Origin of the sequence: Citrobacter sp. 21OH12SH02A-Citro, assembly GCF_027919895.1 — a bacterium.
Taxonomy (GTDB): Bacteria; Pseudomonadota; Gammaproteobacteria; order Enterobacterales; family Enterobacteriaceae; genus Citrobacter; species Citrobacter braakii.
The window spans coordinates 1123610-1148491 of record NZ_CP114801.1 but is presented as its reverse complement, the minus strand read 5'-3'; the positions used below and the strand labels follow the sequence as shown (position 1 = coordinate 1148491).

Sequence of the window (24882 nt, the reverse complement as noted above, 5' to 3'; positions counted from 1 at the left end):
CAGCGACGATACTGTGACTACGTTAAGAGTGGCATTCTCCACCACACTTGAGTCCCTCTGCTCTGCGGGTAATCAATGCCCTGTGGCGCTTCGCTTATCAGGTCTACGGTTGTTAGCGGGCCCTGTTATCCAGCGAATTTCTCGTGGATAGCAGGGTAAACATTACGGGGATTTTTTCTTGTAGGGTAACAACTAAGGTAGGTACAGAGGTTGTCAATTCTGACTCATGCCAGGCTATCAAAACGGGTAATCAATAGTGCAGACCGGAACCCTTCAGATTTACGGCCAGCTCGCCCAATTTAGTATCAGGGTGTCGATGACACATTTTAATCATCTTCGGTACAGCGACAGTTTCCACCTCATGCAGGGGAACATAATCATCGCCTTTAAAGTCCGAATTTTTATTAACAATCACAAAGGCAATTGCTGTCATGTATTGCCGACTCATATCAACGAATTCTTTACAGGTCATATCTTGTGGCGCCGCTTCCGTTGCCTGTGTAGCAAAAGCACGGCTCATCGGCGCCATAACAGAGGCCATAAGAATAGCTGTAGAGACAATCAATTTAATATTCACAATGCGCTCCAGAAGTAGCATTAATTTTTATCGGCGAGTTTTTCAGTTTGTACCAACGACGCATTTCTGCGCAGACTGATAAAAGCCAAAGAACTAAAGATCATCTCAACGCCTATAAAGATAGAGGTAAACACATAAGAGCGGTCGGGATCCATATTCAGCCACACGGCTGCAATAAGCAGGTCAAAAATACCGATAAAAACATTCCATCCATAGCCCGGACTGCGGAACATTTTGACGCCGGAAGCAACACGAAAAATCCCGCCAAGAATAAACAGGCAGCAAAAAACCATTGCCAATGAATTCATACCTATCACAGGATTTTCGAGGAAACAGTATCCCAGCAGCAACCATGCGATAGCAAAAAAGGCATAGGTAAATTTGGCTTTCAACTGCTTTTTACCCGAGGAAAACAGGCTGTAAATAGAATAGAAGCCACACACCAGGAACATAAAACCTGTTGCATAGCTTAAGTAAACACCTGCAGCGATTGGATAGATTAAGCAGCAAATGCCGCAAACCAACAACAGCACGGCCATGATTGTGGCGTGTCTTTTATAATGAAATAGTGTTTTTTCATTAAATGCTTTCAGGCTACGCTGATTAAAAACAAACATACATCCTCCGTTACATAGAAACGCAATGTAACCTACTAATAAAAGAGTAATATTCACTTAATACATATCACTTACAATGGGATGATAAGACTTTCACTCCGAATTCGTATATAAGAATAAAGGAATGTCATTATCCGTATAATCCTACACGTGTCAGACGTCTGACACCTGTAAGATTAAACGCTCATTATTCTATCCTGGCTCTGATTCCACTCTTCGAAGTTATTTAATATGCTTATTTCGTTTGGTGAGATATACCAAATTTATTCAGGAGAAAGTAATGAAAAAGATTATTCTTGCAGGTCTGCTTGCAACCATGATGGGCTCAGCCCCGGTACTGGCAGCTACCACTACCACGCCGGCACAAACTGCTACCGCCAATGTACAAAAAGAAGCTGCCGATATTATGCAGGTCGCAGTACAAGGTGCAAACGCGATGCGTGATATTCAGCTTGCCCGTCTGGCCCTGTTTCATGGACAGCCTGACAGTGCTAAAAAATTAACCGATGACGCCGCTTCCCTGCTTGCAGGTGACAGCCACGACTGGGCGAAATTTGTAAAAGCTGCGCCTAAAGCCAAGATGATTGACGATCAGTACGTGATTATTAACGCTACGATTGCGCTGTCAGAAGACTATATTGCCACCCCAGCTAAAGAATCCGCTATCAATACAGCGAATGGCAAAATGGCTAAAGGCGACTGGAAAGGTGCTGTGGATACCTTGCAACTGGCGGGTATCAGCGTGCTTCAGACCCAATACCTGATGCCCCTGAATCAGACGCGTAAAGCCGTTGCCAGCGCTCAAAAACTGCTGTCTTCAGGTAAATACTATGAAGCAAACCTTGTGTTAAAAGGTGCTGAAGAAGGCATTGTGATCGATAGCGAGATGCTGGGCGCAGGCCAGTAATACTCAGCACTACGGAGTGTTGAACCAGGACTTTCTCTCCTGATCGGGTTGCTACGGCAACCCGATCAGGGGGGTTAATGGCTAATCAGACTGTTAATCTCAATCTCAATTTCCCGCATGACGGCAACAATCTTCTGTAATGCTTCCTGGCGTACTGCCAGAGGAAGATCGTCATGTCGCATCGATTCAAAAGGTTCGCATAGCGTCTGAAGAGCAGTAATGCCCAGAATTTGCGCCGAACCATGCAACCGGTGAAGGGCTCGCAAAAACAGCTGGCGTTCGTCTTGCTCAACGGCTTTCTCGGCCGCCTGTAAATCGCTAAACGTTGCCTCGCGGAATGTTTCGAGTATCTCGTTCATTAATGCGCGATCGCCGCCAGTATTTTCCGTCAAGACATTGAATTTCAGATGCCGGATTGCACAAGGAGACGAATAACCGGTTTCGATTTTACTTAATTCATGCGTCAGTGTCTGAATCGACACGGGCTTAAACAGACACAAATTCATGCCGTTTTGCAGACACCTGTCACGTGACTGTGGGAGCGCGCTGGCCGTCAGTCCCCATATTTGTAAATGAGGCTGCTGACGACGTAACGAAGCCGCAAGATCAAACCCGTCCTTCTTCGGCATATTCACATCGGTTATCAACAGGTCGTATGATTTTTTAGCCAGTTTGGCTTCGGCTTCCTCACCATCACACGCTTCATCCACGCTGTAACCAATGGCGTTCAACTGTCGCTTAAGCAGCAGGCGATTGGTCGGGTTGTCATCTGCTATCAAAATAGACAGACACGGCAGCGGCAACAGCGCCCCCGGCGTGTTGCTATCCGGTACAACTGACTGGCGGGCAGTCTCAACCGGCAGCGTTATGGTAAACGTGGTTCCTTGCGCCGGGACGCTCATCAACTCCAGCGTACCGCCCATCAGCGTCACCAGCTCTTTGCAGATAAATAATCCCAGACCAGACCCCGTTTGTTGACGCCCACAGCGCCCCTGAGCGTAGCGACGAAACAGCCCGGTCTGCTCCTCTTCGCTAATCCCGCAACCGGTATCGCTAATGGCGATGGTCAGGGTACCGTGATTCTCCCCGTCTGGTGTTAAACGGGCCGTCACATGAATGCTACCCTGCTCGGTAAACTTGAGCGCATTGCCCACCAGGTTGGTGAGAATTTGCCGCAAAGCTTGTTGATCGACAAACACCCGCTCGTTTGCCGGCAACTGGCTTACGCAAGCAAGCGTAACGCCTTTCTGTCTGGCTAAGGCATCAAAAGAGTGACACTGCAATTCAATGAGCTGCGAGAGATCCGTCCATTGAGGAACAACCTGATATTTACCAGACTCAATCTTATCAACGTCCAGAATCTTACCGATCAGCCCAAGCAGTGACTGGGCTGTCGCTGCGGTAAGAGCAATCGCCTCTTTTCGTTGTGCCGGGCTGAGTTCTGAGCTCGACAGTAATTCCAGAAAGCCCACAATCGAGCTGACAGGGGTACGTAATTCATGGCTCATGCTCGCAAGAAAGCGACTTTTGGCCTTGGTTGCTTCAATCGCTTTATTTTTTTCGGTTTCCAGTTCTTGAGATAATGCCTCTTTGAGATGAAGCTGCTCTTCCAGCTGCCGCTGCGATTGTTTTCTTTTATTGACCTCACGGGAGAGTGAGATCCCCCAGATCAGGCTAATTGCTATCAGCAACAGCGCAAACACCACCAGTTGATAGAACTGTTTGCTATACCGACTCCAGAGATCGACCTGCGTATTAGAAATTTTCGACCACTTCTCCGTCATCTGCAAAATCTCACGCGGCGGTATCGCCTGCAGCGCTTTATCCATGACGGACTTCAACATGGGCTCGTGGGGAGAAACCGCAAAGCTCACCGACGCGCCAGGCATATCTGGTAGCCTAAAAAAGTGCATGTTTTTCTGGTAGTCATGATCGACCATGAACCTTGCCGACAATTCGGTAGCAATTGCCGCGTCAACCTTGCCATCCCTGAGCATAGTCATCGCGACGCTGCCAGTATCAGCATCCACCCAGGTGGCCTGCGGGTAGCGTTGTTTCAAGTCACTTTCCAAAACATGCCCGGCGGGCAACGCAATACGGATCGGTGTATTCAGTAACGAGTCGGCCGTTTCATCGCGGGAAGTGATAATCACAAACGCCACATTCATCAGCGGATCGCTAAAGGTCGAATTGTGCTGATTTTGATTTGTCAGGGTGATAGTGGGATACATATCCCATCGTTCGCCGCTTATTTGTTTTGTCTGTTCACTTTTGGTGTTGGCCAAAACCGGCTCAAAATCAATCCCCGTTTGCAGATGAATAATATTCAGCAAATCGCCAAGAATTCCACGTAACTCACCGCTGCGATCGACAAGCGTGTAAGGCGGATAATCTGGATTGATAAGAATGCGAATAGTATGTTTCTTCTTCAGCCACGCTTTTTCCTGATCGGTAAAAGGAATAGGCGCATTCAGAAAAGCAAGGTTACCGCGGTTCAGCCAGTTCTGCATGACCTGCATATGAATTTCATTACTGATTGACGTAATGAAACCATCAAGAATATTTCTTAATACTGGCTGGTCGTCCTTCACCACAAAATAATTATATTGCTCTTGTTTATCAAAGTAGTGCGTAATAACCAGTGATTGCGAAAAATATCGGGAGACACAATGACTGCTGGTGATATTGTTCCCAATATAATATTGGTTATCACCGTTCACTACTGATGCCATGGCCTGATACTCGTCGTCGAAAAATGAGACTTTAGCTTCAGGAAAAGCATCCTGGATAACATCAAGAAAAGGACAATCTCGCACACACGCGACGCTAACCGGATGCTCCGAGGTCAGCGGCAGCATAGTGTTTTTTAGCGAGGTCACAAGCGTCGGCCACGTCGTCAGCAATGCCGAAGTGCGCAATAAATGGCCGCCAACATCTTGTCGCCGGGACAGCTGAGTTATCAATGTATCTACATCGTTACTGGCAAGTGCGGTCAGCGCTTCTTGCTCATTATCATACTGCTTTATAACAATTTTTATATTGAGATTCTTTTGCATTAGCGCAAGATAATCCGCGTTGACGCCCCGATAATATTCACCGCTATTTTGATAAACAATGGGGGAGACTTCCGGTAACCAGGTGCCAACAACCAAGGTTTTTTTATGCGCTAACCAGTTTGTTTCTTCACTGTTCAGGCCGATATGTTGTACTGAGGTATTATAGTTACTTTTTAGCTCAACTTGCCGGGCTGAGCTTACACCCGTAGAAAACCCGATGGTAAATATGACCATCAAAAAAATAAACAAGCGTTCCAGCATTACTCTATCCTATTTTATTTCTTTGCGCATAATCATAAATTTCCATTAATGACGAGCAATCTAATTTCTCCATCAAACGGCTTTTATAGGTGCTTACCGTTTTATTACTGATGTTCATTTTGCTGGCAATAGTGCTGTAATCCATACCGTTAAGAATATAACGCAACACTCTCATTTCCTGGGTCGACAACGTATCAAGCTTATCCTGTTCGCTGACAGATGAGCCAGTAAAATGCTCAAGGGAAAAGGGAAAATAGCTATACCCATTTTTTGCAGCTTCGATTGCGGCAAGAATATTATTCATACCCTCTTTTTTACTCACAAATCCGTTGGCACCGTATTCGGCGCTACGTTTGCCGTAAAAAAATTCATTTTTGGCTGAAATGATAATGATTACACCAGCATAGTGCCGCTTTCGCAGTTGCTCCAGCACTTCGATGCCGCTGATGCCCGGAATATCCACATCAATAATCAGTAACTCCGGCTTAGTTTTCTCAACGGTTTGGACCACATGCTCTCCGCTGTCGAGCTCGGTGGTTACGGTAATACCATTAGTATCGAGTAAGTTGCGGATGGCTATGCGAGCTAATGGGTGATCATCAACGATTATCGCGTTCATTGCGTATAAGAATCCCGATAAATAAAGAGAGGCGATGGCTATCGAGCAGGTGAGCCTTAAGCATTATAATTTATAAAAATAAGGCGTTATCAGGTAAATCCTAACACATTCACACGTATATTTATTAGTTTTTTATAAAAACGAAGAATAAGGTATAAATGCAACACTGCATTTTACAAATTTTAAACCTTGAGCCTATCTAAATATCAAACCATTAACACAACCAAAAGGAATATTCCTACATGTGTAGGATTAATCCCTCATCTATTATGATTCATTCTTAATGGCCGGGGTCATATAACCAGGGGGGGTCATCACAACGGCAAAGGTGTATATGCAGAATAGCTATCTAAGAATCATTTTTATACCAGGTCAAATCTGGAGAAAAAGATAATAAACCTGCTGATTTGATAGTAAAACGCCCTGTGGCTCAGGAATCAGCAGAGCCACAGGAGTCAGTCATGAATCAGGCTTTACTGGGCAACGCCCCAATAGCATGGGAGCTTTTCACGGTCAGCGTAACGACGGCAGAACACAACAGCGCGGCAATCATAAAGATAAAGGCGCTGTTATAACTTCCACCACTGCTTTGAATCAGCCAGCCGATGATAGGTGCAGAAACGACTCCCGCCATCTGACCGCCAAAGTTAACGATCCCGGATGCCCGCCCCATGATGTTGCTGGGAATGGTGTCCATCAGAATGCCCCAAAATGTCGCCATGGCGAAGAACATGAACAGGGCTGAAATACACTGATAAACCACCGCCATATCTGCACTGCTCACGCTGAAGGTCAGGTACAGGAAACCCGCGGCAATAACGGAGGTCACGACATACAACGTTTTACGCTGGGGTTTAAATTTATCTGAGCAATAGCCGCCTAACAACGTTCCGCCTGCGCCAAACAGGAAGGGAATGGCCGCCATGACGCCGGTTTTTGCCAGAGAAAACTCACGAACGGTGATCAGGTAGCTTGGCAGCCAGGTTGAAAAGCCCCAGAAGGTGATATCAAACAAAAACCAGATACTTGCCATTTGCCAGAGCACCGGCATTTTGAGGACGTCTTTAAACGCGATGCCGCTGGTGTTTTGCAGGCTTCCCTGCTCGTCAGCAGCCAGTTCCGCCAGATCCTGCTGCGTAATTGCGGGGTGATCTTTCGGATTGTCACGGGTAAAAAAGTAGATCCCCGCCGCGATAAACAGACCCGGAATACCTAGCACGATAAAGACCATGTGCCAGCCAAAGGCCCCGATTATGCTTGCGGCTACCACTACCGCCAGCGCCGGGCCTAAGGTGTTTACCGTTGACTGAATCGCCGTGGCGCGGCCACGTTCTTTCGACGGGAAATAGGTTGATATCATCTTCCAGGAAGCCGACGGGAAACAACCTTCACCAACACCAAAGAAGAAGCGAACGGCCAGCATTAGCGGCAGCGTCAACACGGCACCGGTTAAGCTGGTGAAAACAGACCACCAGGCAATACCGATGGCCATGATTTTGCGCGAACCAAACTTATCCGCCAGTAAACCGCCGGGAATTTGAAACGCGGCATAACCAATAAAAAAAGCGCTAATAATTAACCCTTGTTGGGTCGTATCCAGATTTAAATCTTTGCCGATATAAGGGAGCGAAACGCTCATCACCATTCTGTCGAGAAAAGAGAGCAGCCACGCCAGCCAGATCAATGTCAGGACGGTATACCTTGCTTTCCAGGTCTTTGGTTTACCTGAAGGTAAAGACGTTTGTAGGTTCATTGTGATGTCCTTAGGGTGTAGTGATCTACCGCGGCCATAAATGGTCGCGATAAATCAATGCGTGTTTAGCGTTATTTATTAATATTGTTTTCTAATAACCGTACCGCTACAGGCATAACTTTCAGTGCCATTGATTAAGGCAATGCGCCCATTAACCATGACAATTTCAATCCCTTCCGGATATTGATTGGGTTCAACAAAAGTGCCCTTATCGGCAATGGTGTTCGGATCGAACATCACAATATCCGCCGCATAACCCACTTTCAGCAGCCCACGATCCTGCAGGCCTAATACCTCAGCGGGTTTGCCAGTCATCTTACGGATTGCCGCTTCCCAGCTCAGACATCCCTCTTCACGCACATATTTACCGAGCACACGAGGGAATGCGCCAAACACGCGCGGATGCGGTTTGCCAGCCCCCATTAAACCGTCGGTACAGACATTTTGCTCAGGACGGCAAAGGAACTTAATCACATGCTCTTCAGTACCGTAAAAGTCGACCATCCCTACGGCGTTTTCTTCTTCAAACAGCAGATCGAAGGTGGCGTTGTACGGATCTTTTCCGCGTAGCTCGCCCAACTGAACGAGGTTCAGACCGACGGCATCCTGGTTTTTTGTCGTTTTCACGCTGGTGACAAAAATCTGGTCCAGCCCGGCAAAATCGATAAAGTTATCCCAGCCAGGAATGCCCTGCTGAATATCGTCGATCATTTTGGCGCGCAGTTCAGGCGAGGCCAGCCGCTCAAGTAATTTGTCAGTGCCACCGGAGTGGACCCACGGCGGCAGGATCACGCCGAGCATCGTGCTGCCCGCCACATACGGATACTGGTCGAAAGAGATACGAATCCCCTCTTCCTGCGCCTGTTCCAACATGCCCAGCATCTGGTCAATCAGCCCCCAGTTTTTCTTACCGCAAACCTTCATATGTGAAATATGCAGCCAGACACCGGTGGCGGTGGCGATATCAATCAGTTCCTGCGTTGAGTTGATAATATCGTCCGCTTCACTGCGCTGATGCACCACAAAGATCCCGTCATATTTCGCCGTCACTTTGCACAGTTCAATCATTTCGGCGGTATCGCCAAAGGCGCAAGGCATGTAGATGAGCCCAGTGGAAAGACCAAACGCCCCCGCTTGTAACTCCCGCTCAAGGATTTCGCACATCTTCGCCACATCCTCACGAGTAGAGGGGCGCCCATCCAGGCCCATGGCTTCCATGCGTACGTTGCCATGCGGAACTAAATACGCGAGGTTTGTCGCCGGATGACGCGATGCCAGCAGATTGAGGTAGCCGTCTGTGTTTTTATATTTCCAGTCTATTTTGTCGGTATCGCCATCCAGTCCGGCGATATTTTTACGCCAGGCCGGAATATATTCTTCAGGTAACGGCGCCAGGGCGACACCATCCTGCCCTAACAGCTCGGTGGTAATACCCTGACGAATTTTTGCCGACAGCGCGGGGTTAATAATGGCCGACAGGTCAGAGTGCGTATGGGTATCAATAAAACCAGGACAAATAATTTTTCCCGTTGCGTCAATAACCTGCTCATTAACGCCAACGTCAATTTGTCCGATTGCGACAATGCGTCCTTCGTCAACCATCACATCGGCAATTCTGCCTTCACTGCCCGTCCCATCGATTACATTTCCGTTTTTGAAAATGGTTTTCATCGTTATTCTCCATAGCGGTGTCGCTTCACGACACCACTTGTAAGGTAAGAGGTTGTTATCTTTCTTTTTATTGGCGATAGAGTGTCTGAATGATGCTGTAATAGCCGCTGGCCGAGCCGGTTAACTGATCAATCTCGATATATTCATCGATGGTGTGGGCCAGGTTTTCACGTGAAGGTCCGAAGCCGATAGTTTTAATTCCCGCTTCGCCCGCATAGTGGCTGCCGTTGGTGCAAAATGAGTACTGTGTGATGGTTGGATTAAACCCGGCCTCGCGAACGCCAGCCAGAGCGGCCTGCACGAATTCGTCAGACTCGTCATACACCCAGCCCGGGAAGAAGCGCTCGCCCTCAATCGTGGCACCGGTATAGCAAGACTCCTGATCTACCGCGTAGGAGACACGGGCCTTAAACTGCGGATCCTGTGCGGTAAGTTCCGCAAGCGCATTTTCCAGTGGGGCAATAACACTTTCTTTGGTTTCACCCACCAGCAAACGACGATCGTAGGTTGCGCGACAATAATCCGGCACTACCGAAGCTCCCGGGTATGGCGAAGATTTAATGTCGGTAAGCTCCAGAATGCCAGGCCCCAGTACCGGGTGCGTGGGCGGAGTGATTGTGCGAATTTTGTCGATCAATTGCGCCATTTTGTACACCGCGTTAATGCCTGCCTGCGGGTTGGCGGAGTGCGCGGGTTTACCAAACGTTTCGACCACAATTTCAGCGCGGCCACGCTGACCAATTTTCAGGTTTAACTCGGAAGCTTCACCGATGATCACGTAGTCCGGCTTATAGCGCTCGCTGACCAGCCGGGCAGCAATACCTTCAAAGCACTCCTCATGCACGATGCAGGCAACGTAGATTTTGCCGGCAAAATTACGCTGATTGTCCTGGCCGAAAAAACCCACGGCGGAAATCATCGCCGCCACGGCACCTTTCATATCGGTTGTACCGCGACCATAAATTTTGCCATCGTCGATATCGCCGCCGTACGGGTTGCGGCTCCACTTCTCTTCGTTGACCGGCACGGTATCGATATGTCCATCGAGAACCAGCGTTTTCCCCGGCTGATTGCCGACAATGCCGCCCACAATGTTGCCGTACTTATCAACGTGGATGTCATCGAACTGGTAATGCTGCATCATTTTTTTTATGGCATTAACCACTTCCCCTTCCTGACCGGAATAACTTTTTTGTTGGATCAGCGCCTGACAGTTTTTAATGACTTCATCAATACGTTTTGCAGATAACATGGGTTTCTCCGTTATTTCTCTCAATCAGGAAATGTGTTATTTGATGCCCGGGTACTGACCGCCCCAGACAATATCCAGATATTGTTGCGGGTCGGTGTCGCCTTCGGTACTGACCAACAGCACGCGGGAATGCGCATCCAGCCCCAGTTGTTCACGCGTTTGCGCCAGTTCAGGTGAGGTCATCAGCAGCGCCAGCAGACCGGAAGTGACCGCGCCGGACTCACCAGATACGATCTGCGGATCGCCCGCCAACGGATTACCCAGCATGCGCATGCCCAGCGCTGCAACTTCATCAGGGCAGGAGGCAAATGCGTTGGCATAATCACGTAGCAGTTTCCAGCCGATGCTGTTCGCCTCACCGCAGGCGAGACCAGCCATCACGGTTTGCAAATCGCCGCCCACCGCAATTGCATCCCCCTCTTTAGAGCGGGCAGAGCGGTAAAGGCAATCGGCAATTAACGCTTCAGCGACGATCACTTTCGGGCGGTGTTCACCCCAGGCTGCCGTCACCATTCCCTGCACCATTCCGGCAAACGAGCCAACGCCTGCCTGAACAAAAATATGCGTCGGCGCAACCTGATGCAGCTGGTCTATCGCCTCCAGCATCAGCGTGCCGTAGCCCTGCATAATCCACTGCGGGATTTTTTCATACCCTTCCCAGGCGGTATCCTGCACCACAATCCAGCCATGCTTTTGTGCCTGTTCCGCGGTCATGCGAACCGCATCGTCATAGTTCATGTCGACGATTTCAGCGGTAGCGCCTTCATTACGGATGGAGGTCAAACGCTGCTGCGAAGAGCCCTTCGGCATATAAACCACGGCGTTTTGCTTCAGTTGGCGCGCCATCCACGCCACACCGCGACCGTGGTTGCCATCGGTGGTGGTGGCAAACGTGACGGTTTGGAGATCGCGGCGTACCTCTTCGCTGGTCATCACGTCAAACGGCAGTTCACTGATATCCTTGCCGATTAATTCCGCGATATGGCACGCCATCGCATAGGAGCCGCCCAACGCTTTGAAGGCTTTCAGGCCAAAACGCTGAGACTCATCCTTGAGATAGATATTTTTAACACCCAGCTTTTGTGCAAGAGCCGGCAGCGTATATAACGGCGTCGGCGCATAACCCGGAATAGACCGATGAAAATTCAACGCTTTTACCAGTTCCTGGCGACTAAACGGTGCCAGCGGCGCGTTTGGATGTTCGGTAAACGGTGTCTGGTTGATAAAAAATGATAAGTTTTCCTGCATCATAAAACCTCATTGTTCTGGTATTTCACTCCCTGTAATAGACGTATACAGAGATATTTACGCTATCGGTATTGCCAATAGAGCAAAATGCTTACCAGTTTTTTATTAATCGAGTAAAACTTTATAAATATTTTAATAAAGGCTTTATTTTCAACCAATTAAAAAGAGATCAAGATGGGTACTGAAAAATACCACAGCGTTAGTTTATCGCCTCGTTTGATAAATTCTCACAATTGATAAATAGTGTGATCGCGGAAGATAAAATAAAAAAAACATCCAAAAACAGAGTGGTAGATTGATTTTTCGCAAATCATTTTTGCATTGCTTCGCATATTTATCATCTCCCTTGAGAAACGCCACTCGCTGCCGGAGAAGTACCATGATTTCAGTACTCAGCAATATTCAGGATGATATCTGCAATTATGCCGACGCTATTTCTGGCATAACCGGAACGGATGTTGAAATCATCGATGAATCCTTAATGCGCATCGCTGGCACCGGTAAATACCGACATATGCTCAATGAAAACGTGGCAAAAAATGGCTACATCTACCACCACGTTTTGCAGGTCCGAGAAACGGTTCTTATCAAAAACCCCGGCGAACATCCGCTGTGTCAGTTATGTGAAAAACACCACTACTGTTCTGAAATGCTGGATTTGAACGCACCAATTTTTCTCAACAATCGTGTGATTGGCGTGATCGGAATTATTTGCTCAACCCAGGCGCAGCGTGACGCGTTATTGAGCCAGATTGATAAATTTGTCACTTTTATTGAGCAAATCGCGGTGATGATCTCCAGTAAGGTCTTTGAATGTCTGGAGCGTTTACGCGCGCAGGAAACCCTCGGCGCATTTCGGCGTCTGATCGATGCCATGGACCGCGGCGTTGTAGCAATTGATGGCAATGGTCTTATCTGGCATGCCAATCATTCAGCCGATCGCATTCTCAACCGCGAAGTTCAGGGATTACCGCTGACCATTGAAACAACCGGGGACAGTTTGTATGGCGATGAAGAAGCATGGCTGACGCTTGAAGGCCAGAAACACCATGTACTGTGCAAACAAATTTCGCTCTCCTCGCTGGATAACGATCGCTTAACGATGGTCATCTTTCGTGATGCGCACGACTACCTGAGTAACCTTACTCCATCCCCTTATGAGTCTGACACGCAGGTGCGGCTGATTGGCCACTCTTCCTCAATGGAGCAGCTCAGAAGCACCATTAGCAAAATTGCCAACAGCTACGCCAGCGTGCTCATCACCGGGGAAAGCGGCTCGGGTAAAGAGGTCGTGGCATTTGCCATTCACCAAAACAGCCCCCGTAAAGCCGCCCCTTTCGTGACAATCAACTGCGCGGCAATCCCTGAGCAACTACTGGAAAGCGAACTGTTTGGCTATGTACGCGGTGCATTTAGCGGTGCAGATCCCAAAGGACGAATGGGGAAATTTGAACTGGCCAACGGCGGCAGCCTGTTTCTGGATGAGATCGGTGATATGCCGCTGCACCTGCAGGCCAAGCTGCTCAGGGTGTTGCAGGAAAAAGCGATCACCCGCGTGGGTTCTAATAACATCATTAATATTGATGTGCGCATTATTGCCGCGACCAACAAAAATATTAGCGCGATGGTCGAGAATAATCAGTTTCGCGAAGACCTTTTCTATCGCCTGAATGTCGTCCCTCTGGTGCTTCCTTCCCTGCGTGAACGCAGGGCTGATATCGCCGTCCTTGCACAATACTTTGCCGATGAGTTTTCGGTCAGTTACCAGCGTGCACCGCAAAAACTGCCCGATGACGTTATTAATCGCCTTTATGCCTGGCACTGGCCGGGGAACATTCGCGAATTACGCAACGTCATCGAATACATTTTTGTGATGCGCGGAGAAGCCGCTGGGATCAACGCCAGCCATCTGCCCCCTTATTTACTCTCCCCGGCTGACAGCAGGAAAACCACGATGACCGCACAACCCCGACAGCTGGCGATCCAAGGAAAACGAGCGGAAAGGGACGCCATCGAAAATGCCATCCAGCGATTTGGTTCAAGCGTGGAGGGCAAAAAACAGGCTGCATCAGAACTGGGAGTCAGTATTGCCACGCTCTATCGAAAAATAAAACTGTATGGTTTGTGAGCCCCACTTTTTTAACAATTAAGCCCGCGTAGCGCGGGCTTGTGGTGGGTATAACAGAGCAAATTAAGTACAGGGATACTTAATCAAACACACCATTGATAACCGCGGTGACAATTGCCGTGCTCAGTGCAATCAACACCAGATTGTCGCCAACAACCTGCCATTCATAACCCGGGTAATACGGCAGTTGATTCAGCATCGAGGATGGGACACTTTTCTTAGCGATCCCCGGAGGAAGTGGTTTTCCTCGCGCCAGATTTTTGGCGATGCCCGGAGGCAGTGACTTATATCCCGTCAAACCATATCTGACGGCGTACTGCCTGGCCACGTTATAGCTAATATCACTATCAACATGGTCCGGCTTGCCATAATTTTTACGCTGTTCCGATTGCGAGTTGTTTTTTGGGCCTGGGTTTCCTTTCTGGCTATGACTGCTATTACCCTTATTCCCACTATTACCATGGTTGCCGCTATTACCATTTCCGTTGCCATTACCGGGGTTAGCCGAAACGGGGATAGCGCACATCGACATCGCGGCAACGGCAACTAAAGCCGTTGCTAAAGTACGGAGCCTGGACATGATGATTCCTTAAGATATGGATACATACAAAATGTATGGTATTGCGTGAATATTGGCTATCGCTATGAATCCGATTTATTGGCAGAAAAACGCTGTCGCTTTGCAAAGTGAGCAGCTTTGATTGACCGTTTTTAAAATTAAAACCCGCCATTCCCGTTAACTCAGATCGGCAAGCGACAGGCACAGGATCTGAGTTTTTGGGAATAACTTCGCGAAAATGGAGAGAAAACGGCGTTTTTTTTCGGTTAAGCTATGTTCATGCTTTGGCGCTACCCATGGTCAGATTCACTATTCAGGAACCCACCCATAATGGCAAAAAGTACCCCGCAGCTGCCGCTCGACCCACATATGTGTCGCAGCTATGAAAAAAAGTCGCGAAGTCCGCTGGCGCTCTACTCAGAGTATCAGCGTATGGACGTCGAGCTGCGGGCTCCGCTGGCCATGACCTACAGCCACTGGCACGGTCAGGTTGAAGTGAATGTGCCGTTTGATGGCGATGTGGAGTACCTTTTCAACGACGAAGTGGTGAAAAGCAAACAGGGCTTTATCACGCTGTTCTGGGCCTGCACACCCCATCAGCTGACGGATGCCGGGCACTGTAAACAGATGGCCATCTTCAACTTACCGATGCATCTGTTTTTGTCCTGGCCGCTGGACAGGGAACTAATCAACCACGTGACGCATGGGATGGTGATTACGTCGCTTGCCTCGCAGCAGTTGAGCGCTTTTGAAGTGCAGCGTTGGCAGAGTGAACTCAACAGCGACAATGAGCAAATTCATCAATTAGCCATTGATGAGATTGCCCTGATGCTCAAGCGATTTAGCCTCGCTGGCTGGCGGCCAGTGCTGGGTAACAAAACATCGCGCACCCAGAAAAACAGTATTTCACGGCATTCACAGTTTTACGTCAGCCAGATGCTGGAGTTTATTGCCGCAAACTGCGACAAACAGCTTACGGTCGATGCTATTGCCGAACACGTTAAGCTCAACCCAAATTATGCGATGGGCATTTTTCATCGCGTGATGCAACTAACCATGAAACAGTATATTACCGCAATGCGCATCAACCATGTGCGGGCTTTGCTCAGCGATACGGATAAAACAATTCTGGATATCGCTACAATTGCAGGTTTCCGATCCAGCAGCCGTTTTTATAGCTCATTTCATAAATACGTCGGCATGCCGCCGCAGCAATATCGCAAACTGAGCCAACAGCGCCGAAATCATTCACCTTATGCCGAGGGGTAATTTATTCGTCAAACTCACTCTTACCTTACTACCAAAATATAAGCGTCAGAATAGCAGGTCAAAATAGATAATCTGCAGCAGTTAATAAAATAGGGTTCAGCCATGAACTCTGGCAACTATGTTACCCATTTATGGGTGACCTGTAGCAGGTATTTATTTGACGTGTTCAACCATTATCGATTGGGATGGAATTATGGAATTAAATAGCTGCACCGCCAACAACAGAAAGCCATTGTCTTTCTTTTGGTCAGTTTTACCCATGATAGTCATGCTGGGTGGCATTAGCATCGGATATTTTATCTTCAATATTCGAGCTGAACCCATGATCCTCATGGGAACCGCAACCGCCTCGTTTATCGCCATCGCTCACGGCTACACGTGGGATGACATTCTACAATCTATTTGCAATAAAATATCTGAAGCGCTTCCTGTCATATTAATCGTCGCCAGTATCGGTTTCTTAATTGGCGCATGGATGGTGTCAGGCACTATTCCAATGATGATTTATTATGGTCTGAAGTGGATTAACCCGCAGTATTTCTATATTTCAGCATTTATGCTGGGAGCGCTGATCTCAGTCTGTACCGGCACCTCCTGGGGATCTATCGGAACCGTCGGGATCGCCATGATTGGCGTAGCGATTGGTCTGAATGTTTCGCTGCCCATTGCTGCTGGCGCTATTGTCTCCGGCTGCTGGTTTGGTGATAAGCTTTCTCCGGTTTCTGACTCAACCAACATGGCGGCGCTGGCTGCCGGTGTAAACCTGTACTCGCATATCGGCCATCTGCTGTGGACCACCGGCCCGGGATTTATTATTTGCTGCGTCGTATACAGCTATATGGGCATGGGCATTGATGCCTCATCCAGCGCGCCAGCCAATATCACCAACTTGATGAACGCTATCGGCCAGATTTATCACTTTAACATTCTGCTACTGTTGCCACCGATCATCGTTTTGTATGGCTCACTGTCAAAAAGACCGCCAATCCCGATGCTCTTTTTATCCACAATAGTCTCGATGATTCTGGCATTAGCCTTTCAGCAATTTACCGCATCATCGGTTGGCGAATCCGTGGTTAGCGGTTTTAAGCTCGCGATGCTCACCGGAGATAACCTGCCAACACTGTCATCAGATGTTTCGCGCTTACTGGAACGAGGCGGCGCCATTTCAATGTTTAGCAGCTTCGTCACCGTCTTCAGCGCCTTCAGCTTTGCCGGCGCAATGAGTGCGACAGGCTCTTTGCACACCGTGATAAACGCGCTCACGAAAGGCGTTAAATCCACATTCCGCCTGGTGGCCACCACGATTGTGACGACGTTCACCATCTGTGCCTGTACGGCAAATGGAACCTTGCCACTGCTGCTGTGCGGCGATGCCTTTAAAGAAGAATATAAAAAACGAGGGCTTGCGACAAAGAACCTCTCGCGTACTACCGAAGATGCCGGAACCGTTGTCGAACCGATTATCCCCTGGTCTGCCTCGGGCGTTTATTGCGCCACGATGCTGGGCGTGGCGACGCTTGATTATTTGCCATGGGCAATCCTCTGCTACAGCGGCATCATCTTTGCCCTGCTGTGGGCTGCCACCGGTATTGGCATTGCTAAATATGAACCAAATGAAGCTACAGAGCATATGGTTGAGCAAAAATCATAGGCTAATAAATAGCTAAATATTGGCTACCACCAGGGTAAATTTAATATATCAATTAGATATACAGAAATATTCTTCACTGTTGCGTTGCTTAAACTATTTTTCAGAGACTGTCCAGGAGTCAGCAATGTCTTTGTTTGATGATATTGTCATAAGGGATGTTAATTGCCGTAAATACGGTCAATTACAACAGATGTACGGCACCACCGATGTATTACCGCTGTGGATTGCAGATATGGATTTTGTGACGCCAGAGCCAATCATGAGCACACTGCGTTCAGTGGTATCGCAGCCAGTACAAGGCTACAACCTGGATTATCCGCAATGGAAAGAGTCCGTTATTCATTGGTATGCGCAACAGTATGATGTCGACATAAAGCCACACTGGTTGCATTTTATTCCCGGCGTCATAAAAACTATCGTGCTCTCTCTGATGGTGTTTACCCGACCAGGTGATAATGTTTTAACCTGTACGCCAATATATGACCCCTACCCTAATCTGGTAAACACCAGCGGCAGGAATTTGATTCAAACGCGCCTCATTGAGAAAGATGGTCATTACGAATTTGACTGGCATGATTTCAGCGAAAAACTCAAGCAGTGCAAAATGTTTCTTTTCCCTTCGCCGCATAATCCGGGCGGTATGGTGTGGTCGCGGGAAACGCTGGAAAAAGTAAGTCACTATTGTCAGCAAGCTGGCGTCATTATTCTCTCAGATGAAGTGCATAGTGATTTAACCCTGCCAGGCAAGCGCCATCTGCCGTTTTTTACTTTAGACGAAGCGACAGGGAGTCAGTCAATCGTGCTGACCTCAATCAGTAAAACCTTCAACACGGCGGCGATCCAGGGCGGAATTGCCATTATTAAAAATGATGAATTACGCCATCAGTTCTATGGTTTCCTGGATAACTGCTACCTTGCCGAGACACATTCATTACAGCAGGCGGCCATTTACAGCGCCTTTACCCATTGTGGCGACTGGCACCAAAAATTATTAGCCTACCTGGCCGACAATGTGGCGTTTGTTAAAAGTGAAATTGAAAAGCACTGTCCCTTAATCTCCATTGTGTATGGCGGCGCATCGTATCTTCTGTTTCTGAACGCGGAAAAAATGAATCTTAGCGATGAACAGCTAAGCGCATTTTTTGTGCAGGAAGCAAAACTGGGTCTGTCACCAGGCGCACAATATGGCCCCGGCGGAGAGGGTCACATGAGACTCAACGTTGGGTGCCCGCGCTCGGTACTGGTAGAAGCGATGAACCGACTGAAAGCGGCGTACCAAAAACGACAGAACGCGTAGCGCGCATCACACTATTTGCCCCGCCACGGTGGGGCAAAACTATACAAAGATGTTGCAGAACTGCTATAAAGTTTTTCCGTTCTGTCGGCTGGTGTTAAACTGGAAAGTGTGATCTTCATCATAACCTGCTTAAACAGAGAAAAGAGACACTGCTATGCAACATATCATTGAGGGCTTCCTCAACTTCCAAAAAGAGATTTTCCCTCAACGTAAGGAACTCTTTCGCAGCCTGGCATCCAGCCAGAATCCCAAAGCGCTTTTCATCTCCTGTTCCGATAGCCGCCTGGTGCCAGAACTCGTTACTCAGCAAGAGCCCGGACAGCTTTTCGTTATCCGCAACGCCGGTAATATCGTTCCGTCTTTTGGACCGGAACCCGGTGGCGTATCTGCTACGATTGAATACGCGGTTGTCGCACTTGGCGTGACGGATATCGTCATCTGCGGACACTCCAACTGCGGCGCGATGAAAGCCATTGCCGATAGCCAGCCTCTGGATCCGATGCCCGCTGTGGCTCACTGGTTGCACTATGCCGATGCCGCGAAAGCCGTGGTTGAGAAGAAAACCTGGAATAACCCAATCGATAAAGTTAACGCCATGGTGGAAGAAAACGTTATCGCACAGCTCAATAATATTAAAACGCATCCTTGCGTCGCGGTTGGGCTGCGAAATAATGCGCTTCGTCTGCACGGCTGGGTATATGACATCGAAAGCGGTGAAATCCGTACCCTTGATAAAAACAGCAAAACCTACGTTTCCCTTGCAGATAACCCGCAGGTGCATTTCGAGTAAATTTTCCCCTGGAGCAAGGATGCTCTGGAGAGCTTTTACCTACTTTTGTGCTATAGACAAAAAACATGCTTGCGGCTAGTTTTAAAATAGCCACTGGTGTTCTCACATCAGTTTTCGCACATTTATACAACGTTGCGACAGGTCTCATGAACTGAGCCGCAAATAGCTGTTCATACATGATGCAGGCGATAAAAAGGAGCGGGTACGAATGCAAGCAAAAATAAAAAGAATAATAAATATGTTATTCTATCATGAGTCGTGGGATATCATGATTATTAAGGATCATGGTACACACTTATTCCCAAATAATACACTGGATATATTAAGTAAATCTGCTGCACAGCAGTTAAAAAAGAAATATACATTTCAGGCCGATCCTTTTCTTATTGAAAAAGATGATAAACTGTTTGTCTTTTATGAAGCTTTTAGCTTTCGCAACTCGAAAGGCACGCTCCGATGCCGTATTCTTGATCGTGAACTGGTTGAAATTGATGACGTGAAACTTGAAGGTTTTGACGACCTGATGTGTCATTTATCATTTCCTTTCCTGATTAATATTAACGATCAGCTCTTCATGATTCCTGAATCATCAGAAAGAAAAGAAGTGATACTGTTTCAGTCAGTAGAGTTTCCTACGCGCTGGAAGAAAATTAAAGTTCTAATCTCTGACACCGAAGTGACAGATAACATTTTTCTTTCAATGAACGAGACCTGCTATCTTATGTCGACCACCATGGATAATAAAATAATTATTCATTCGGCCGAGCATCTCTACGGACAGTGGCAGAGAATTACTCCTGCATTGAAGGTGAGCAATCATCATCATCGGGGAGCGGGTGCGCCTTATCTTGTCGATAACAAAATGTATTTCTTAACCCAGGAATGCACACCTGAAACATATGGAAAATCTATCTACATCAAAGAATTAGTCACACTGAATGACGCTACTTTTGATGAGAATCTGATAGAACAAATCAATTCGTCGATCAACCACAGTGACGGCGTTCACACGCTAAATTTCTCAAGTAACTATATTGCCTATGATACAAAAATAAATAAGTTCAGTCTGTTGGCAATCTTTAAAAAAATATCCTATAAGTGTATGATAAAATATAGAAACGTATATCTTTCCCGGCAAAATAACTGATCCACTGGATCCTTGGGTGGTATTGGTGGAAAATCGCTCGGGTTTTTAGCATTTTTCTGGAGTCTGTATGGCTATTCTTGTCACTGGTGGTGCAGGTTATATTGGTTCACATACTGTTTTAACGCTACTGGAAAGAGGCGATGATGTCGTTGTCATCGATAATCTGGCAAACGCCAGCCGAATCTCGCTGGACAGGGTCGCGGAACTCACAGGAAGGGAACCCGTTGTCTATATCGCTGATGTTCTCGACAGGCAGGCATTAAAAAACATTTTCGCCAACCATAACATCACTGATGTCATTCATTTTGCGGGCCTCAAATCGGTTTCCGAGTCGATAAAAGAACCCCTTGCTTACTACGAAAACAACGTCACTGGAACGCTGGTTTTACTGGATGAGATGCTGGCCGCAGGCGTTAATCGATTCATTTTTAGCTCATCAGCTACGGTATACGGTAATCCGGAAAGCGTGCCGCTGAGCGAGCAATCGCGTACGGGGGGTACCACCAATCCGTACGGTACCTCTAAATTAATGGTCGAACAGATTCTGGCCGATTTCTCCCGTGCGCAGCCCGATTTCCGCATTACCTGCCTGCGCTATTTCAACCCGGTAGGCGCCCATCCATCGGGTCGAATTGGTGAGGATCCCAACGGTATCCCCAATAACCTGGTGCCGTACATCTCCCAGGTTGCGATTGGTAAGCTGAAAACCGTGTCGGTGTACGGTAATGACTATCCAACCCCCGACGGCACCGGCGTTCGTGATTATATCCACGTCATGGATTTGGCGACCGGCCATTTAGCCGCGCTGGATAGCCAGAACAAAGGCGCTGCCTACAAGGTGATTAATCTCGGTACCGGGGTCGGTTATTCTGTGATTAATCTGATTGAGGCGTTTGAAAAAGCGGCGCAGAAAAAAATAAGCTATCAGTTTGTCGACAGAAGGCCCGGCGACATTGCCGAATGTTGGTCTGACCCGTCACTGGCATACAAAGAGTTGGGCTGGAAGGCCATCTACAACCTTGATGAAATGATGCGTGACACCTGGAACTGGCAAAAAAACAACCCGAATGGTTATAACATCTGATGTACCCGGCAACGAGCCTGAGCCTCAGGCTCGTTGCCGTGACGGGCTAGTGTGCCGTTATCGTTGATACGCGATACCAGCCGCTGCTCTGCTTTCCTTCGTTGGCAAAGTTAATTCTTGCCACCCCGGATTTATCCAGCATCGAAACCTCAATGGCGTATTGCCCTTTCGCCAGTCGGCCCGGCATGGGCAATGCGTAGCTAACCTGATAAACGCCCGGGAGCCAACGTCGTATATCATCCGCCGTATTCCCCTGCGCCACCACCTTATTGGCGCTATCCACCACACGAAATGCCAGCGTGTAGGGCAGATAAATCGGTGCGATACCTTCGTTATACCAGGTACTGTTCAACCTTAGCGTTTGACCGCCGTCCCACACGGACTCATGGCTCAGAGACGCTAAGCGAAACCGATAGCCCAGTTTGGTCAGCGCATCATCAACAATCGGTCGATAATCGCTGGGTATCGCTCTCGATTTCAGGTTGATCGTGCTGGCGTGCTGCTTGACCGCCCAGTCAAAAATGCCCTGCACTTCGGCACGCGTATAGTGGAAGGTGTTCTTCCAGTCCTGCATATATGAACAGATTTCCAGACTGACCGGCGCACGTTTCCAGGCATCGTTAAACCCCGAATAGCTCTGCTGTGCTGCCAGTAATCGCTGCGGGTAATCATCGGCCATATGGCTCCAGGAGTCCGAAAATACGCGCAGGTCACCCCAGCAATCCGCCCGCCATCCAGCCCCTCGAGCCACCGCATTCGCCAGGCTTTGCCCACCGCTCATCAACATTATTTTCGGCGTCGAAGGGAAGGCAGAAAAGTGCATTGCGACGTAGCGGTCTAACTGCGCGGTGGTGTACTGCTCCAACAGTGGTTTCAGATCAGGGAAATTGCTGTTATGCCATTCACCCCAGGCCCCCACCATGCCGATATCCACAAAAGCGAGATTCGCATTACCGTCGTAGCGTTTTCCGAATGCGTTCAGCAGACGCTGGCTGTACTCAATAAACAGCGGGTCGCTTAAATCCGGAATAAATGTTTTATTATCGGGCGTCCAGCTGCCTTTCACGCCTTTTTTAATCAGCCAATCGGGAATTTTGGTGCCATCCCCCGGATCGGCAAGCACCATAAAGCGCAGCCCGACATTCGTCGCGGGACGATGCGCTGCCGCGTATTTGAAGGCATCATCCACCAGCGCAAAATTATACTGACCTTCAACAGGCTCCAGCTCTCGCCAGTAAAATCGCTCGTATTCAAATCCGGTATTGGGATAATCCGCCAGACCCAGCGTTTCACCGTACCCCTGATGGAAACTTGCCACGCCAATCCCCGGATTGGTTAGCGGGCCCGTTAATGCTTTGGGGGTTACGGTCGTTAATGCGGACATAACCGCCAACGGAAAGGACATCAACAACAGCGCAGAAACCCATTTACACTTCATCGCAGTGACGCCCTCCACAGGTTTGTTTACGCTAGCGGTTTTTCAGACTTAACCACCAGTCCCATATACCCACATGAAAATTTTGGAACACATCAATACCTAATGCTGATTTGATCATATACAGCGTCAGCAATACGCAGCAGGTAACGAACAACACGGCAATCAGCAGCAAGAAAGTGAGCAATATTCTCGACAGGGTCGATTCCTGACGATGCTGCCGACGCAAATCTCTGCCAAACAAAAAAACCAGATAATAGCGTTTACTGAAAAAGGGAAAGCTTCGGCGAATATCGATCTGATGCCGCGAAGTCAGAGTCGAGGCCAGGATCGCTTTTTCCACCCCTTCTTTTTGTTCAGGAGTCAACCCTTGCGCAATCGGCTCGTCAAGGTGAGCATAAAATCGTTCGATGACGGGAGGACGATTTTGAGGACTGGTCAAAATTAACCTATATCTTTATCAATTGAGTGATAGACGTTAATCGTCTTTTTGGCGATTTCATGCCAGTTATAGTTTTGCAAATATACACGATAGTCCACGCTATTGGTTGCCGCCCACTCGGTTAGTTTTTCGGCCAGGCTGGTCACATCCCCCACCTTAAAATAGGCCTCGGACGGCAGTTGAACTTCGAGGTTAGCCGGAATATCACTGACGACGGCAGGAAGAGAAAATGACATTGCTTCCAGCAGCGCAATGGGCAATCCTTCATGGTATGAAGGCATCACAAACAGCTGGGCCTGGGAAAACACCGCCTGAAGCTCATCACCACGCAAGAACCCCGTCATCACAACGCCAGGGGTGTCCGCGGCAAGCTTTTTGAGGCGAATGCTGTATTCGGTCGGATGATCCGCATCGCCAATTAACACTAACGGCATAGTTAAACCGCTGCGCTGATAGGCGGCGATGGCATCATGCATCCCTTTTTCTTCCACAAATCGCCCAACCACCACGAGGTAGTTTTTCGGCTGCAGCCCAAAGCGGGAGAGCGTATTGTCGATGGTCAGCGCAGATAACGACCGCGGCTCGTTGACGCCATTGTGAATTAAATGCGCATCATAGCGAGCGTGTTTTTTCTGGATCAGTTGATTAATAACCTCAGAAATCACAATCACTTCGTTGGCATATCTCACAGCCCAACGCTCACCCAGCAGCAATATTTTTTTAGCAACGAATCCCCATTTTTGACGATCGTAATCAGGTCCATGGTGGGTGAACACCACCTTTTTCCCTAACATACGTAATAATGGGATCACAAGCCCAGGCCCGATAGCATGGACATGCACAATATCTGAATGGTCGATACTTGTCCTAAATGCCGCTAAAACGGAATGGACAATCGCTTCCAGCGAGCGCTTTTTGGGTGCCCACAGCGCGTAGGTTTCAACTTTCTTATATAACGATCGTTTGTAATTTACATACGGCGAGCGTGCAATCACGCAAATATCAACGTCCAACTGCTGCTTAATGGCAGGATATAGATTCTGACAGTGTGTCTCCACCCCGCCCAATACATCAGGAATACCACGCGTACCAAAAACCGTTATTTTTTTACTCATA

At 48.2% G+C, this 24882-nt stretch carries 20 protein-coding genes; 8 read left to right on the top strand and 12 right to left on the bottom strand.

The window, feature by feature from the left end; genetic code table 11:
* Positions 1-250: 250 nt before the first annotated feature.
* The gene (locus O6D90_RS05545) at positions 251-598 is read right to left on the bottom strand and encodes an HdeA/HdeB family chaperone (protein ID WP_016157253.1); all 348 of its coding nucleotides are present in this window, start codon (positions 596-598) and stop codon (positions 251-253) included.
* Positions 598-1194, bottom strand: coding sequence for a DUF308 domain-containing protein (locus tag O6D90_RS05540; RefSeq protein ID WP_016157254.1), 597 nt, complete (start codon positions 1192-1194; stop codon positions 598-600). The genes O6D90_RS05545 and O6D90_RS05540 overlap by 1 nt, the downstream gene beginning before the upstream one ends.
* 280 nt (positions 1195-1474) lie before the next feature.
* On the opposite strand from O6D90_RS05540, the gene O6D90_RS05535 reads away from it, so the two are divergent.
* Positions 1475-2101, top strand: coding sequence for a YfdX family protein (locus O6D90_RS05535; protein WP_016154099.1), 627 nt, complete (start codon positions 1475-1477; stop codon positions 2099-2101).
* A gap of 74 nt (positions 2102-2175) precedes the next feature.
* On the opposite strand, the gene O6D90_RS05530 is transcribed toward O6D90_RS05535, so the two are convergent.
* The 6 genes from O6D90_RS05530 to dpaL form a co-directional block, all read right to left on the bottom strand.
* The gene (locus O6D90_RS05530; RefSeq protein WP_016157255.1) at positions 2176-5418 is read right to left on the bottom strand and encodes an ATP-binding protein; all 3243 of its coding nucleotides are present in this window, start codon (positions 5416-5418) and stop codon (positions 2176-2178) included.
* A 4-nt stretch (positions 5419-5422) separates the two neighbouring features.
* Positions 5423-6037, bottom strand: coding sequence for an acid-sensing system DNA-binding response regulator EvgA (evgA, locus tag O6D90_RS05525; protein WP_016157256.1), 615 nt, complete (start codon positions 6035-6037; stop codon positions 5423-5425).
* Between the two features lie 466 nt (positions 6038-6503).
* Positions 6504-7790: an MFS transporter gene (locus O6D90_RS05520; RefSeq protein WP_016157257.1), complete on the bottom strand. Its 1287-nt coding sequence runs from the start codon at positions 7788-7790 to the stop codon at positions 6504-6506.
* A 78-nt stretch (positions 7791-7868) separates the two neighbouring features.
* Complete coding sequence (locus O6D90_RS05515) at positions 7869-9461, bottom strand: N-acyl-D-amino-acid deacylase family protein (protein ID WP_016157258.1); 1593 nt, start codon at positions 9459-9461, stop codon at positions 7869-7871.
* Between the two features lie 67 nt (positions 9462-9528).
* Entirely contained in the window at positions 9529-10713 is a 1185-nt protein-coding gene (locus O6D90_RS05510; protein ID WP_016157259.1) for a YgeY family selenium metabolism-linked hydrolase, read from the bottom strand.
* A gap of 36 nt (positions 10714-10749) precedes the next feature.
* Positions 10750-11964, bottom strand: a complete 1215-nt coding sequence (gene dpaL / locus O6D90_RS05505) for a diaminopropionate ammonia-lyase (RefSeq protein ID WP_425476443.1) — start codon at positions 11962-11964, stop codon at positions 10750-10752.
* A 376-nt stretch (positions 11965-12340) separates the two neighbouring features.
* Here dpaL and O6D90_RS05500 point away from each other — a divergent pair, with 376 nt between their 5' ends.
* On the top strand, positions 12341-14089 hold the full coding sequence (locus tag O6D90_RS05500; protein WP_016157261.1) for a sigma-54 interaction domain-containing protein: 1749 nt from the start codon (positions 12341-12343) through the stop codon (positions 14087-14089).
* Between the two features lie 79 nt (positions 14090-14168).
* Here the strand turns inward: O6D90_RS05500 and O6D90_RS05495 are convergent, their stop codons facing one another.
* Positions 14169-14669 carry an anti-virulence regulator CigR family protein gene (locus O6D90_RS05495; protein WP_016154103.1) on the bottom strand — a complete coding sequence of 167 codons (501 nt, stop codon included), beginning with the start codon at positions 14667-14669 and terminating at the stop codon, positions 14169-14171.
* Positions 14670-14978: 309 nt separating this feature from the next.
* On the opposite strand from O6D90_RS05495, the gene melR reads away from it, so the two are divergent.
* From melR to galE, 6 genes are all read left to right on the top strand, one after another.
* Positions 14979-15917: a transcriptional regulator MelR gene (melR, locus tag O6D90_RS05490; RefSeq protein ID WP_016157262.1), complete on the top strand. Its 939-nt coding sequence runs from the start codon at positions 14979-14981 to the stop codon at positions 15915-15917.
* Between the two features lie 193 nt (positions 15918-16110).
* Positions 16111-17571, top strand: a complete 1461-nt coding sequence (gene nhaC / locus O6D90_RS05485; protein ID WP_016154105.1) for a Na+/H+ antiporter NhaC — start codon at positions 16111-16113, stop codon at positions 17569-17571.
* Positions 17572-17695: 124 nt separating this feature from the next.
* Positions 17696-18868 (top strand): MalY/PatB family protein, encoded by a 1173-nt coding sequence (locus O6D90_RS05480; protein ID WP_016157263.1) that lies wholly within the window; start codon positions 17696-17698, stop codon positions 18866-18868.
* Between the two features lie 154 nt (positions 18869-19022).
* Positions 19023-19658, top strand: coding sequence for a carbonic anhydrase (locus O6D90_RS05475; RefSeq protein ID WP_016157264.1), 636 nt, complete (start codon positions 19023-19025; stop codon positions 19656-19658).
* A 208-nt stretch (positions 19659-19866) separates the two neighbouring features.
* Positions 19867-20805, top strand: a complete 939-nt coding sequence (locus O6D90_RS05470) for a glucosamine inositolphosphorylceramide transferase family protein (protein ID WP_016157265.1) — start codon at positions 19867-19869, stop codon at positions 20803-20805.
* Between the two features lie 67 nt (positions 20806-20872).
* Positions 20873-21889, top strand: a complete 1017-nt coding sequence (gene galE, locus O6D90_RS05465) for a UDP-glucose 4-epimerase GalE (protein WP_016157266.1) — start codon at positions 20873-20875, stop codon at positions 21887-21889.
* Positions 21890-21935: 46 nt separating this feature from the next.
* On the opposite strand, the gene O6D90_RS05460 is transcribed toward galE, so the two are convergent.
* Genes O6D90_RS05460 through O6D90_RS05450 form a run of 3 tightly spaced genes read right to left on the bottom strand, consistent with a single transcriptional unit; the run spans position 21936 to position 24881 of the window.
* On the bottom strand, positions 21936-23327 hold the full coding sequence (locus O6D90_RS05460; protein ID WP_016157267.1) for a DUF4832 domain-containing protein: 1392 nt from the start codon (positions 23325-23327) through the stop codon (positions 21936-21938).
* Between the two features lie 31 nt (positions 23328-23358).
* Positions 23359-23766: a hypothetical protein gene (locus O6D90_RS05455; RefSeq protein WP_016154111.1), complete on the bottom strand. Its 408-nt coding sequence runs from the start codon at positions 23764-23766 to the stop codon at positions 23359-23361.
* A gap of 2 nt (positions 23767-23768) precedes the next feature.
* Positions 23769-24881 carry a glycosyltransferase family 4 protein gene (locus tag O6D90_RS05450; RefSeq protein ID WP_016157268.1) on the bottom strand — a complete coding sequence of 371 codons (1113 nt, stop codon included), beginning with the start codon at positions 24879-24881 and terminating at the stop codon, positions 23769-23771.
* Position 24882 lies beyond the last annotated feature (1 nt).